The following is a 12,946-nucleotide window of genomic DNA, read 5'->3' on the forward strand; positions in this document are numbered from 1 at the left end:
GATAATCGGATCAGCGGCCGCGACATCAACGTTTGACGGCGTTGAGGAAGGCTTTCGTGCGAATATTGTCCGGTGAGGCGAATAGCTTAGCCGGATTGCCCTCCTCCACGATCCTTCCCTTCTCCATGAAGATTACGCGGTCGGCGATATCGCGGGCAAAACCCATCTCGTGGGTGACGACCAGCATGGCCATCTTTGTCTCGTGCGCCAGGCTGTGGACCACATCGAGCACTTCTCCGATGACCTCAGGATCGAGCGCCGACGTGATCTCGTCAAAAAGCATGATCTGCGGCTTCATCGCCAGCGCCCTGGCAATGGCCACGCGCTGCTGTTGGCCGCCCGACAGCTCTGAAGGGTAGGATGCGCCCTTTTCCTTCAATCCAACTCGTTCGAGCAGGCTTTCGGCCAGCGCCTTGGCGTCGGGCTTCGGCATCCGCAAGACCTGGACCGGCGCCTCCATCACGTTGGCAAGCGCTGTCATGTGCGGGAAAAGATTGAACTGCTGGAAAACCATGCCGATCTTGGCGCGCAGCGGTGCGACTTCGCTTTCGCGCAATCCACGGCCGCCGGCACTGAGCGCGCCGCCAAAGACCTTGATTGTCCCTTCGCTGGGCTTCTCCAGCGTCATCAGAAGCCGCAGGATGGTTGTCTTGCCAGATCCGCTCGGACCGATCAACGACACCCGTTCCGAACGCCTTATCCTCAGACTTAGATTGTCAATGACGCGCAGAGCGCCGAACGATTTGGATACATCTACGAATTCGACCGCAGGCAGCTCGGATGCAGGGCTTTCAAACTTGTCCAACACGTGACCTCCCTTGGGGATGACGGCAATGCCCATGACCACACCTTTCCTCAGTACGCCAACTTAAGTTCGATATACTTGATAATTCTGGAGAACACATAGCCGATGATAAAATATATAACGCCAACAAGTGTAAGGACTTCAAGATATCTGAATGTCTCTCCGGCATAATTTAAAGCTGCACCAAGAAGTTCTACGACCGTTATCGTCGCCAATAGTGACGCATGCTTGTACATTGAGATCATGTAGTTGCCGATTTGTGGAAGAACAATCCGAAACGCCTGCGGAAGAATGATCCGGCACCAAGTTTTTGCTCGGGGCATCTGAAGGGCAACGGACGCCTCCCACTGGCCCTTCGGAACGGCGTCGATGCCGGCCCTGAAAACTTCCGAGAGGTAGCTGCTGTAGTGGACGCCGAGTCCCAAGACGCCGGTGACGAGCGGGCTGAGGGAAGGTCCGTAGAGCGGCAGCACGTAAAACAGCAGATAAAGCTGGATCAGCAGCGGCGTGCTGCGGATCACGGTAACGAACAGGTCGATGACCACGACGATTGCGCGGTTGCTGCCGCGCCGTGCGATCGCAAGGAAAAGGCCGAGTGCGAGCGCCAGCAGGATTCCGGCGGCGGTGGCCTGCAGCGTGACCACGGTTCCCCGCAGCAAGGCTGGAAGCACGTCCAACATGGTTTGCAGACTGAAGGTCATGTCGTTGGCACCCTTGCCTTCCATTTGCCACCCGCCCGCTTTTCGAGATTGCGGTTGAGAACAATGAAGGGGATGGCGAGGATCAGGTAGATGACGAAGATCGACAGGTAGATTTCCGTCGGGTGACCGTAGAACTGAACGAGCTGGGCCCCGGAGAAAGTGAGTTCGGTAATGGTAATCAGGGATACCAGCGACGTCGCCTTGAGCATTTCCAGGGCGTAGTTGCCGAATGCGGGAAGCATCACTGGAATCGCCTGCGGAATGATGATGCGGCGATAGCGAAGCAGAACCGGCATATTGAGAGCGATCGCTGCGTGGTACTGCCCCTTGTCAACTGACAGGATCGATGAGCGGACAACTTCGGAGAGATAAGCTCCGAAGTTCAGCGCAAGCACGGCGCAACCTGTCGTGAATGCCTCAAACCTTATCCCCACCAGTGGCAGCACGAAGAAAAAGTAGAAGATCTGCACTAGCGAGGAGGTGTTCCTGAACACCTCGACGTAAATCGTGAGCGGGACGGACACCCATCGCGACGGAATGAGCCGGGCGAGTCCGACGGCAAAGCCCACCGCCAGCGCGGCGGCGCCTGACGTCAACGTGAGCAGCATGGTGACGAAGGCGCCCCGCAGCAATGCGGGATAGATTTGGAGCAGGAAATCCATGTCGATACTGCGCTCGCCTATTTCGGTTCACAAAGCTCGCCGGTCGTGACGTCTTCGGGCGCAAGGTCGTCCTTGGTGAAACCGAAAGGCTCGAGCAGCTTTAGCAATTCGCCTGATTGCTTCGCCTGCTTCAACCATCCGTTCCACGCGGCCAGGAGTTCGGGATCCGACTTGCGAAAACCGATCGCCCCGTACCCGACGACAGGTGCCCCGTTCTTGTCTAACGGCGGCTTGGACATAGCGACATATTGTAGTTCGGGATGCTCTCCCTTCGCCACCAATCCCCGCCCCGTGATCGACGTGAACATCAGGACGTCGACGCGTTCAGCCTTGAGCCCGGCGGTTGCTGTCGGCAGGTCGGGAAAGATGACCGTTTGCGCATCAGGAACTCCATTGATGCTCGCATATTCCCTTTCAGTCCCGCCACCGACCACGCCAAGGCGCATCTTGGGATTGGCAATTATGTCGTCGAGGCTCGTGAGGTTCGAAGGATTGCCGGCGCGCGTCAGGAATGCCTGGGTGCTTTTCCACTCCGGTTCGCCGAACGCAATCTGTTCGCAGCGTGCCGGTCTGATCTGCATTCCCGCAGCGATGAAGTCGAACCGCTCTGCCTCCAGCGCCGGGATCATGGATACGAACTGGGTCAATACGCCGTCCATCGCCTCGACGCCGACGGAACTCAGGAAAGCCCTGACGACGGCAGGTTCGACACCGGATAGTTCGCCAGCATCCGACACGTAGCCCCATGGCTTGAAGTTCGAGAACCCGACCCGCGCGAAGCCATCTTGTTTGATCTTGGTGAGCGTGGTGGCACTCTCAGACTGCGCGAATGACAAACCAGGCGAGATGATGGTTGTCGTCGCGACGAATGCAGCGAGTATGCTGCGGCGTGAGATACCTTTCATAACGTCGCTCCTTGTAGCTTCGTTTATTGTCATTTCGCGGCGCAGGCGTCGTCAGCGGTGATGCCTTCGGGCGGAAGTGTCTCGGCACCGAAACCAAAGGGTTCGATGATCTTCGCGACTCTGCCGTTCTTGAGGTTTTCCGCTAACCAGGCGTTCCATGCCTCTCGCAGCGTCTTGTCCTCCTTGCGGAAGGCCATTCCTCCATATCCGACGACGGGTTTGCCTGTTTCGTCAGCCGGCTGCTCGGTCAGCGTTGCGAATTCCAACTGCGCGTCGTTCGCGCGCGCCAGCGCCTGGCGGATCGTCACTGTGGATGCGACCACCGCATCGACCCGGTCAGCCTGCAGCCCGGCAACCGCTGCAGACAGGTCCGGGAATAGAACTTGCCTGTCCTTGGGAATACCAACGAGTTCCGCGAGGTGCAGTTCGCCTGCGCCGGTCAGCATTCCTAGCTTGGCGGCCGGATTCTTGGCGAGCGCGACGAAGCTGGTAAGCGCCTTCGGGTTGCCAGCTCTCACAGCGAAGGCCCGGTTCATCTGGTATTCCGGATTGCCGAAAGAGACGATCTTGCAACGCTCCGGCTGGATGAGCATGCCGGTGCTGACGATATCGAAACGCTGAGCGACAAGTCCGCCGATCAACGTGCCAAAGTCGGTGATGACCGGCTCTATGTCGGCGATGCCCATGTCCGCGAAGAAAGCCTTGGTCAATTCGGGAGACTGGCCAGTGATTTTGCCATCTGGCCCGACGTAGCCGTAGGGGTTGATGTTGGCGAAGCCGATCTTGACCTTCCCGGCTGCCTGGATTCTGGCGAGGCTGTCGTCCTGGGCCACAGCTGTGCCGATCGACAGGGAAATCGCGCCCAGAAAGCAACTACTAATGAGGACCCGCCGCGACATGCGGGAAAGCGAATTCGAGCTCATACCCACCTCCATCTTATGCGTTCTATGACGCAACCACTGCGATGACATCTATCTCGACCAAGCATTCGCGAGCCAGCAATCCTGTCTGGATGCGCGTCCGTACAGGTCGATCGGACTGGAAATATCGTGCGTAGATTTCATTGAAGACATCGCCGTATCGGGCGTCCGCCAGATAAACGGTGACCTTCGCCACTTGCTCTAGTGATGCGCCAGCAGCCGCCAGCGCCGCGTTCATGTTGTCGAGAGCAAGCTCAGTCTGGATTTCGAAACTCTCGCCCCAGGAGCCGTCGCTTCTCCACCCTACTTGCCCGGCGAGAAACACGAGCGTTCCCTTCGCTTTGACAACATCCGAATAAAGCTTCGCCGGCTGTCCCGGCAACGTAATCGCTTGGCGCATCGATCTTCTCTCTCCATTACCATATTATGTGTAACATATTACGTGTTCCCGTCAACACTTTTCTCTCGACCGTTTTTCCGCTACCCTTTAAGAAGCTGCCGACAAATGTTGAAGCGAGGAAGCCACATGGACAACATCGCGATAACCCAAGCGCCGAGCCTGCGCGAACGTGTCAGGCAAATCCTGCTTGCTCAGATCATGTCGGGTGAACTGACGCCCGGAGAGGTATATTCGGTGGGTCAGTTTGCGGCGACTCTGAAGGTTTCCCCGACCCCGATCAGGGAGGCGGTGCTCGATCTCGCGCGGGATAACTTCCTTGAGATCCACAAGAACGTGGGCTTTTCCATCCCCGAGGTCACAGCCGAGGAACTCGAGGAACTGCACAAAATTCGCATGCTGCTCGAAGTACCAGCGACCGTCGAAGCCGGCATGCTGATGAACCAAGGGCACGTGAAGCATATGACAACCATTGCCGAAGGAACAGTCGAGGCCGCGCACTCGAGCGACGTGGTCGCCTACATTGACGTCGACCGCAGGTTTCACGCGACCTTTCTGGAGCCATTGAGGATGCCGCACCTCAGCGAACTCATTATCAATTACAAGGACCGTGCGCGACTGCGCGGACTCCGCTCGAAGCTCGGCTCGCGGGAGATCGTCGCAGCGGCAAATCAGCATCTCGAGCTGGTTGCCGCCGCGTCGCGCAGGGACGAGAATGCGTTGAAGAAAATAATCACCGATCATATCGAATCGACGCGCTCTAGATGGCAGGACGCTTGAGGCTCTGCCAAGCGAGAAGTTGTTTTATCCTCGCCCGACAAACGGCATCTTCGTTGCCATCACGGTCATGAACAGTACATTGGAATCCAGCGGCAAACTCGCCATATGGATGATCGAGCTCGCGACATGCTCGACGTCCATGACCGGCTCTTCGCTCGTGTAAGCGCCCCCTGCCCTCGAACGCTTTATCATGTCACGCGCTATTTCAGTGAGCGCATTGCCGACGTCGATCTGTCCGCAGGCGATATCGTATTTGCGACCATCGATGGAGGTCGTTTTCGTCAAACCCGTAATGGCATGCTTTGTCGCCGTATATGGAGCTGATTCCGGACGCGGCACTTGCGCGGACAATGAGCCGTTGTTGATTATCCTGCCGCCACGCGGCACCTGGCTCTTCATTAGGCGAAACGCCTCCTGCGTGCACAGGAAAGGACCCGTCAGATTCGTCGCCACGGTCGAGGTCCAGTCATCGAAAGAAATTTCTTCTATCGATCCTCCGCGCGTGACGCCTGCGTTGTTGAAAAGGACATCGAGCCGTCCGAACCTTTCGCGGCAGCGCTCAAAGAGCCTGCCGACCGATTCAGGACTGGTGACGTCACAGGACACCACCAATACTTGGGCGGACTTCGCCCCGGAAATCGTCGCAGTCTCCTCCAAAGGTTCGGTCCGGCGGCCGGCCAAAACGACTTTGTAGCCAGCCTTCAGGAACGCGATCGCCGTAGCGCGACCGATACCCGAACCCGCTCCGGTCACCAATGCAACATTTGACTTCGGCATGACTACTCCTCCTGCGGGGACGACGCGTTCGCCGTCGAGGAGCGATTGACATAGTCATGAATCGTCAACGCCAGGATTTGGACCGTAGCTGCGAGCTCGTCGTCAGTCACCGTGCGTTCGCTTCCGGTTACATGAACGTTTCCATGGTCAACTGTACCGGGTGCATAGGCAATTGCGGCGCTGCCCCAGGCGTCCGAAAAATAATGCAGACCTAGATAATGCGACCAAATGAGTGATCGGGGCTCGCGCCCGATGGTGTTCCTGACGTTTTGCCGCAACGTGGCATGGAGCGCGTCTTCTGGCGGCGTGTAGGTCGGCTCCACCTTATGCGGAAAATGAATATTGATCGAGCAGCCCGTCTCACGGGCCGCCTCGGAAACCAGGTCCTCAAGATCTCGCATCGCCCGACTCAGCGTCTCACCGGGGTTGAGCCGGCGGTCGATGCCGAGCGAGCATCTGTCCGGGATGAAAGTCGCCTCGAGGTTAGCCTCGATGCGGCACATGGCAATGGTAGGGGCATTGGCATGTTCGGGGACTATGGGAAGAGGCGAGACGTTTGTCGCGAGTTCCGCCGCCAGACGTTTGATCTTCTCCTGGACCACCATCATGGCGTCGATGGCGTTCTTCCCCTCCATCGGGCGGGAGCCGTGAGTTGATTTCCCGTGGGTTGTGATTTTCGCCCAAAAATGTCCCTTGTAGCCCGCCGTTATTATGTCGGGTCCACCGAGGCTGCCTGCCAGAACGGCCTTTGCGCGACCGATGTCATGCGCCACGAGGTAGCCTGCACCGCTTTCCCCGCCAATGTAGGCATCCGGTGTTGCCGACAGGAAGACCGATCGGTTTAGGCGAACCCCACTCAGCATCAGAGCCTTGAGCGCTAGAATTTGTGCGACGGTTGCAGCACGTTCCTTACGCGCTCCCCAGTACAGGTCGTAATTGTTGGTCAGGTGGAGGGCGATCTCGTTACTCGCGCCGGCAGCTGTTGCGGTCACGATCGTCCGTGGGGCAAATTGCGAGACGGGAAGGTACTCCCGGGCCAAAGCCAAATCTTTACCCCACAACGCTTCCAGGTAGCTGGTTGGGACATCGATCTTCTCGGCGCGCGTAAATTCTGAAAGCGCCGTCGCGATGTAACCGACCGTTTCGGGATAGCCTTCGCCGGTTGTTCCATCTGCCGGAATGGCCGACATCTCGGCAAGCATCCTTACGGCTTCCCCGCGCAAGGACATTGCCGCCTCTGCGACTTTAGCGCGATTTCGGTCATTCGACATAGCTGCTTACCTTATTCACTGTGTTGGAGTGCGTTGAGCGGGTCCGAGGTCAGTCAGCCCACTATTGGGAGGGGCATTAAGATTAGCGTTTTGTGGATTGCTCCTAGCTTCGGCTGCCCAGATGCCGCGGGTGTGAAGCAGGTGCTTTCGCATCAAGCGCTTGGCGCCAAACGCTTGCCCTTCATCGATTAGGTCCAGCAACTGACGATGCTCTCTGGCGGTCGCCAGTAGATCGCGGGAACCACGAAGATGGACAAGGCCGTAGAGGCGAGTCTGGTCCCTCAGCGCTCCGACCATTCTAACCAGCCGCTGATTCCCCGAATTTGACAAAAGCAGAGCGTGAAACTCCCTGTCGGAAGCCAGGAAATCGGCCATGTCGCCAGCCTCCGCCGCAACTTCCGTCCGCCTGGCCAGCGACCTGAGCACTTCGAGATTCTTCAGCCTGCCACCGCGGGCAAGCTTTCCCGCCATCGGCACCTCAAGCATCAGGCGGCATTCAACCAGTTCCTCGAGATCGTGAGCGTCAAACTCCCGTACCGAGAACCCCCGATTGCGTACCATCAGGACCAATCCCTCGTCGGCGAGATGCAGGAGCGCCTCACGCACAGGTGTTGGTGAGACCTTCAACTGATCGGCAACTTCGCCGACCGAATAGAGCCGACCTGCCTCGAGGGCTCCGATCAGGATTTGCGCCCGCAACACACTTATTGCCTGGTTGCGCAAGCTGATCGGAGACAGGCTTTCGATGGGGCTATCCATTGTAAGCAGGAGCTGCCGTGATCGTGATGGGTTCAGGGACAGATCGAGGCTGCGGTGACGTCGAGGCCCGGAATATCACTCTCTGCTATACCGAACGGTGTTACGATCTTTAGCGCCTCGCCGCTCTGCCGAGCCTGATGGAACCAGGCGTTCCAGGCTTCGCGCAAGTCATTATCGGCTTTGCGGAACCCCATTCCTGCAACAGCTATTACCGGCTTGCCGTTCTCGTCCGACGGCTGCACTTCGAGCTCAGCGAATTCGACATCCGGCTGGCCGAGGGTCAGGACGATATGCTTTAACGCGATGCCGGCCCCCGTCACCGCCTCAACCCTTCCCGCTTGAAGACCGGCCACCGCCTTCTCGAAATCTGGAAATAGAACCTGTCGGTCTTTGCCGATTCCTGCGACGTCCGCGAACCGGATTTGCCCGGCTCCAGTGAGTAGCCCTAGGCGTGCGTTCGGGTTGGTCGCGATATCCTTGAAGCTCCGCAAATCGAGCGGATTGCCCGTTTTCACGACAAAGCCCTGCAGAAACTGCAGCTCTGGGTCGCCAAACGCGATCTGTTCGCAACGCTTGGGCTGAATCTGCATTGCGACGGCGATCATATCGAACCGTCCCGCTTCGAGCCCTCCAATAAGCGACCCAAATTCGCCGACGACACCTTCGACGTTGTCCGCGCCAACGCTTTTGAGAAACGCCTTCGCGAGTTCAGGGGACACGCCGGTAACCTCTCCGTCAGCGCCAACAAATGACGTCGGGGCGAAATTCGACAGTCCAATTCGCGCCGTTTTTTGAGCCTTAATCCGCTCAAGGGCTTCTTGGGCTTGAGTAGGACCTAGGGAGGCGCCTGCAAGCAACGCGACCAATCCCCCAACTAGCAACGACTTCCAGACACCCCGAAGCTGAGACACGACATTCCTCCATGTCAAACGAGACGTTGTACGTAGTAATATGTTACGCGTAACGCTAGATAGACATGGGGTCAAGGCATTCTTTTGCCGCGGTCAAAATTAAGCACACCTCGTTGAGGTGAATTTCCTCGGCGCGCTTCTCTATGCCCAGCCGATCGTGGGTGTGAGCCCTTGCTGAGGTTGAAACCTGATCCGTGGCCTCGCCGGGGATCTCAGGACGGAACTTGTTCGGCAAGCTCGCCAAAGGACGACGCCGTGGGATAGAAGTGCTTTAGAACTCTGGCCGCCTGCGACACCAGCAGGCGGTCAGGCGAACCAGTCGGCTCAGTGTCATAGGTATTGAGATCAGATCTTTCGTCGCGTTCTGGGGTATCCGGTTGGTTGGTCCCAACCGGCTAGGCCCAAACAGCCTGGTTTCCGATTTCTGAATCAAAGCTGTCCGCGACACTGGCATCGCAGCAGGCGGTTCGGGAGTGGAGCTGCCGCGGGAACGATCATTCCAACGCCGTCTGTCTGGGCGTATCGGGCAACCTCGCGATGTTCTCCGCCAAGTCATCACCCGTGTGTCGCTGCCTTGGCGCATGCTCTGCATCGACCGAAGCATTGGGCGGTGCGAACATCAAGAACCGGGCAGTTCCAGCATCGCACGCACCGCGACTGCATAGCCATTCGGTCCAAGACCGGCAATCACGGCTGTCGCAACCTTGGATACAAACGAACTGTGATAATACGCCTCGCGCCGGTGGATGTTGGATATGTGCAACTCGATGATCGGTCGAGATGACATCTTCAGCGCGTCAAGGATGGCGATGGATGTGAAGGTAAAGGCAGCGGGATTGATGACGATGCCCGCCTCCTCGTCGATCGCCTCGTGGATCCAATTGACGATCTCGCCTTCGAAATTGGACTGATGGAAGCGAAGCTCGCGCTCCCCCGCTGCCTTGCGGCACATGGCCTCCACCTCGGCAAGCGTCGTGGTTCCGTAGATTTCCGGCTCGCGCTTGCCGAGCCGGTTGAGGTTCGGGCCGTTAATGACAAAGATCGGCTTGGACATGTTGGTCTCCGTCGAAAAATTAGCCCTGGTAGCCGAGCAACCTGGGCAGCCAAAGCACCAGCGAGGGGAAAAAGGTGATGAGCGCCAGCGACACGATCATTGCATAGAAGAAAGGCAGCACATCGCGGACGATGTGGCGTAGCGGCGCGTTGGCTATCTTGGTCATGATGAAAAGCAGAAGGCCATAAGGCGGCGTGACCAGGCCGAGCATGATGTTGACCACACTCATCACGCCGAAATGCACCAGGTCGATACCGAGCGCGTTGGCGGTCGGGATGAACACCGGCAGGATGACGAGAATGATCGTCGTTCCCTCCAGCACGCAGCCCAGCACCAGAAGCACGATGTTGACCAGGATCAGGAATCCTGTCGGTGACAAATCCCAGCCCGTCAGCAGAACACTCAGCGAATGTGGGATGTTCTCGACCGTGACGACATAGTTGAAGACCATCGCGCCAGCGATCAGCATGCCGATCGAGGCGCTGGTCCGCGCGCTCGCCAGCACCGATCTGTAGAAGTCGCTCAAGCTGACGCTTCGATAAAGCACAACCGAGATGAGCAGTGCGTAGGCGGCGGCGATGGCAGCAGCTTCGGTCGGCGTCGTGATGCCCGAATAGATGCCGCCGAGCAGGACGACCGGCATCAACAGGGCCGGCAGCGCCCGCCAGGTGATGAGCGGCAGTTCGCGGACAGGCGTCGGTGGTTCGACGGGGAAATTGCGGGTGCGGGCATGGACGGCAACGAGGATGATCTGGAACAGCGCCATCAACAGGCCGGGGATGACGCCACCGAGAAACAGGTAGCCGATCGAGGCATCGGAGACGAGCGCATAGATGATCATCGGAATCGAGGGCGGGATGATCGGGCCGATCACCGCCGTTGCCGCGGTCAACGCCGCAGCATAGCTCGCCGGGTACTTGCCGTCGGCCGTCATCATGTTTTGCATGATCTTGCCCGAGCCGGCGGCGTCGGCGATGGCCGAGCCCGACATGCCGGCGAAGATGATCGACTGGAGCACGTTGACCTGGGCAAGCCCGCCCCGGAAACGGCCAACGAAGGCGTTGCAGAAGGTCATCAGCCGTTCTGTCATCGAGCCGATGTTCATCAACTCGGCAGCAAGGATGAAAAGCGGCACGGCGAGAATGATGTAGTTGGAATACATCCCGTTGAGAAACTGCTCCGCGGCCGTGCCCATATCGAGACCGGCCATGAACAGGTAGAGGATCGAGCCCGCAATCATCGCGTGCCCTACGGGCAGGCCCAGCAGTGCCAGCGCCGTGATCGCGACGATCGCGAGGGAAAAGGGACTGGCGAGGTTCATACGCCGGATCCTGCCTTGGTTGGATCAAACTCCTCCGGCGCCGAGCCGCGCAGAACCTGCCACGAGAGCCAGAGGTAGCGCATGATGATGGCGATGACGAAGACGACGTAGATGCAAAACACCCAGTCGAAGCGGATCTTCATGTAGGCGCTGCTTTCGACCTTCATGAAGCTGACGTAGTCGACGACAGCCGGTAAAGAGATGCCATAAAGCAAGATGATCGATGCCGCGCAGATCAGGAACATGGCACTTCGAACGCGCGGGCCGACGGAAGCGTAGATCAGGTCGAAACGCATCTCTTCCTGCTCAGTCAGCACGAACGCGGCGCCCCACAGCACGATCCATATCCAAAGGATGGCGCTCAGCTCGTTGGTCCAGCCGGTTGGCCAGTTCATCACATAGCGAAAGAATATCTGGAGAAGAAAGGCGAAGAACATCACTGCCAGCATGGCGGCAAGAACGTCTTCCGCGCGGCGATAGAGCCAGCCGCCTATTCGGTTCATCCTGGGATTCATGATCATCAGTCCGGAAGGCACAGCCGCTGCGATGGAGGAAGGCGGGGCCGGCCGCCATGGCCAGCCCCGCAAGCCGCGTCTACAGCGCGTTGATCTTGTCGACCATTCCAGCCGGCCAGTCCTTGGCAAGTTCCGAGGCAAGGTATTGTTCCTGAACGTGCTTGCGGAATGCAGCGACGTCAGGCTCGTAGATCTTCAGCCCCTTGCCCTTGAACGTCTCGACGAGTTCCTTCTCGTGGGTCAGGTGTTTTTCGGTGGAGAAGTCGATCGCCGCATCGGCGGCCGCCTGGACCTTCGCCTGCTTGTCGGCGCCCATGTCGTCCCACGTCTTCTTCGAGATGGTGAGCAGGTCGAAGCCGACGAGATGCGAGGTCAGCACGATCTGCGACATCACTTCGTAGAACTTCATGTTCTCGACATTGGGCAGCGGATTGTCCTGGCCGTCGATCGCGCCGGTCTGGAGGCCGGTGTAGACCTCGGCATAGGCCATCGGCGTCGGGTTGGCGCCAAGGGCCGTACCCAGAAACTGCCAGGCATCGCCACCTGGCATACGCAGCTTGACGCCGGCCAGGTCGGCAGGGGTCTTGACCTCCTTGTCCGACTTCAGCCCGACCTGACGCACGCCGAAATAGGTTGGACCGAGCACCTTGATGCCAAGCTGGTCCTCGGTCAGCTTCTTCATCTCGGCGCCGGCCTCGCTGGCGAAGAAGGCCTTCAGGTGGGCGGCATCGCGGAAGAGATAGCCCGCAGTCAGGATCGACCAGGCAGGTATCTGCTTGGAGATGTCCTGTGGCGCGACGTTGCCCATCTCGAGATTGCCACGCTGGAGCGCGACGAGTTCGGTGCCCTGCTTGAACAGGTTGCCGCCATAGTAGCCTTCGAAAACGAAGTCGTCCTTGATGGCGTCGGCAAACATGCTCATCATTTCGGCGCGGATATCCTTCTCCGAGAACACCGCCGAAAAGCGCAGCTTGGGCTTGTCTTGGGCCAGCGCCGGCCACGGCATAGCCGTGGCGGCCAGCGCTGATCCAATCAGGAAATGTCTGCGTGTCACATTCAGTGTCATGGTTTTCCTCCCTTGAATTCCATTCCATTGCTCAAGCGCCTTCTAAGCGCGTTGATCTTTCGACCGCGCCGCCCTTATGGCGGCGATCGTTCTTGTCCGGGC

Annotated in this window: 15 protein-coding genes; 1 reads left to right on the plus strand and 14 read right to left on the minus strand. The window is 58.5% G+C overall.

Annotated features, from left to right (window positions below):
- Positions 1-25: 25 nt before the first annotated feature.
- The 6 genes from IHE39_RS27080 to IHE39_RS27105 are packed head-to-tail and all read right to left on the minus strand — an operon-like array spanning position 26 to position 4,393.
- On the minus strand, positions 26-841 hold the full coding sequence (locus IHE39_RS27080) for an amino acid ABC transporter ATP-binding protein (RefSeq protein WP_192568674.1): 816 nt from the start codon (positions 839-841) through the stop codon (positions 26-28).
- 14 nt (positions 842-855) lie between these two features.
- On the minus strand, positions 856-1,530 hold the full coding sequence (gene ehuD / locus IHE39_RS27085) for an ectoine/hydroxyectoine ABC transporter permease subunit EhuD (RefSeq protein ID WP_210327703.1): 675 nt from the start codon (positions 1,528-1,530) through the stop codon (positions 856-858).
- Positions 1,503-2,168: an amino acid ABC transporter permease gene (locus tag IHE39_RS27090; protein WP_192568675.1), complete on the minus strand. Its 666-nt coding sequence runs from the start codon at positions 2,166-2,168 to the stop codon at positions 1,503-1,505. Before IHE39_RS27090 ends, ehuD begins: the two co-directional genes overlap by 28 nt.
- A 17-nt stretch (positions 2,169-2,185) precedes the next feature.
- On the minus strand, positions 2,186-3,073 hold the full coding sequence (gene ehuB, locus IHE39_RS27095; protein WP_192568676.1) for an ectoine/hydroxyectoine ABC transporter substrate-binding protein EhuB: 888 nt from the start codon (positions 3,071-3,073) through the stop codon (positions 2,186-2,188).
- 29 nt (positions 3,074-3,102) lie between these two features.
- Entirely contained in the window at positions 3,103-3,996 is an 894-nt protein-coding gene (gene ehuB / locus IHE39_RS27100) for an ectoine/hydroxyectoine ABC transporter substrate-binding protein EhuB (protein WP_192568677.1), read from the minus strand.
- Positions 3,997-4,018: 22 nt separating this feature from the next.
- A complete protein-coding gene (locus tag IHE39_RS27105; protein ID WP_192568678.1) occupies positions 4,019-4,393 on the minus strand; it encodes a RidA family protein in 375 nt (124 codons plus the stop codon).
- A 126-nt stretch (positions 4,394-4,519) separates the two neighbouring features.
- On the opposite strand from IHE39_RS27105, the gene IHE39_RS27110 reads away from it, so the two are divergent.
- Positions 4,520-5,170 (plus strand): GntR family transcriptional regulator, encoded by a 651-nt coding sequence (locus IHE39_RS27110; RefSeq protein ID WP_192568679.1) that lies wholly within the window; start codon positions 4,520-4,522, stop codon positions 5,168-5,170.
- A 24-nt stretch (positions 5,171-5,194) separates the two neighbouring features.
- Here IHE39_RS27110 and IHE39_RS27115 read toward each other — a convergent pair whose 3' ends face one another.
- The 8 genes from IHE39_RS27115 to dctP form a co-directional block, all read right to left on the minus strand.
- Entirely contained in the window at positions 5,195-5,947 is a 753-nt protein-coding gene (locus tag IHE39_RS27115; RefSeq protein ID WP_192568680.1) for an SDR family oxidoreductase, read from the minus strand.
- Between the two features lie 2 nt (positions 5,948-5,949).
- Positions 5,950-7,149 carry a peptidase dimerization domain-containing protein gene (locus IHE39_RS27120; protein ID WP_192568681.1) on the minus strand — a complete coding sequence of 400 codons (1,200 nt, stop codon included), beginning with the start codon at positions 7,147-7,149 and terminating at the stop codon, positions 5,950-5,952.
- Positions 7,150-7,233: 84 nt separating this feature from the next.
- Positions 7,234-7,977, minus strand: coding sequence for a GntR family transcriptional regulator (locus IHE39_RS27125; RefSeq protein WP_192568682.1), 744 nt, complete (start codon positions 7,975-7,977; stop codon positions 7,234-7,236).
- A 32-nt stretch (positions 7,978-8,009) separates the two neighbouring features.
- Positions 8,010-8,888, minus strand: a complete 879-nt coding sequence (gene ehuB, locus IHE39_RS27130) for an ectoine/hydroxyectoine ABC transporter substrate-binding protein EhuB (protein ID WP_192568683.1) — start codon at positions 8,886-8,888, stop codon at positions 8,010-8,012.
- Positions 8,889-9,507: 619 nt separating this feature from the next.
- On the minus strand, positions 9,508-9,942 hold the full coding sequence (gene aroQ / locus IHE39_RS27135) for a type II 3-dehydroquinate dehydratase (protein WP_184770838.1): 435 nt from the start codon (positions 9,940-9,942) through the stop codon (positions 9,508-9,510).
- A 19-nt stretch (positions 9,943-9,961) separates the two neighbouring features.
- Positions 9,962-11,263 (minus strand): TRAP transporter large permease, encoded by a 1,302-nt coding sequence (locus tag IHE39_RS27140; RefSeq protein ID WP_184770840.1) that lies wholly within the window; start codon positions 11,261-11,263, stop codon positions 9,962-9,964.
- Complete coding sequence (locus tag IHE39_RS27145) at positions 11,260-11,766, minus strand: TRAP transporter small permease (protein WP_312880880.1); 507 nt, start codon at positions 11,764-11,766, stop codon at positions 11,260-11,262. Before IHE39_RS27145 ends, IHE39_RS27140 begins: the two co-directional genes overlap by 4 nt.
- A 91-nt stretch (positions 11,767-11,857) precedes the next feature.
- A complete protein-coding gene (gene dctP / locus IHE39_RS27150; RefSeq protein WP_192568684.1) occupies positions 11,858-12,844 on the minus strand; it encodes a TRAP transporter substrate-binding protein DctP in 987 nt (328 codons plus the stop codon).
- Positions 12,845-12,946: the final 102 nt, after the last annotated feature.

Source organism: Aminobacter carboxidus (assembly GCF_014863355.1).
In the GTDB taxonomy this organism is placed as follows: Bacteria; Pseudomonadota; Alphaproteobacteria; order Rhizobiales; family Rhizobiaceae; genus Aminobacter; species Aminobacter carboxidus.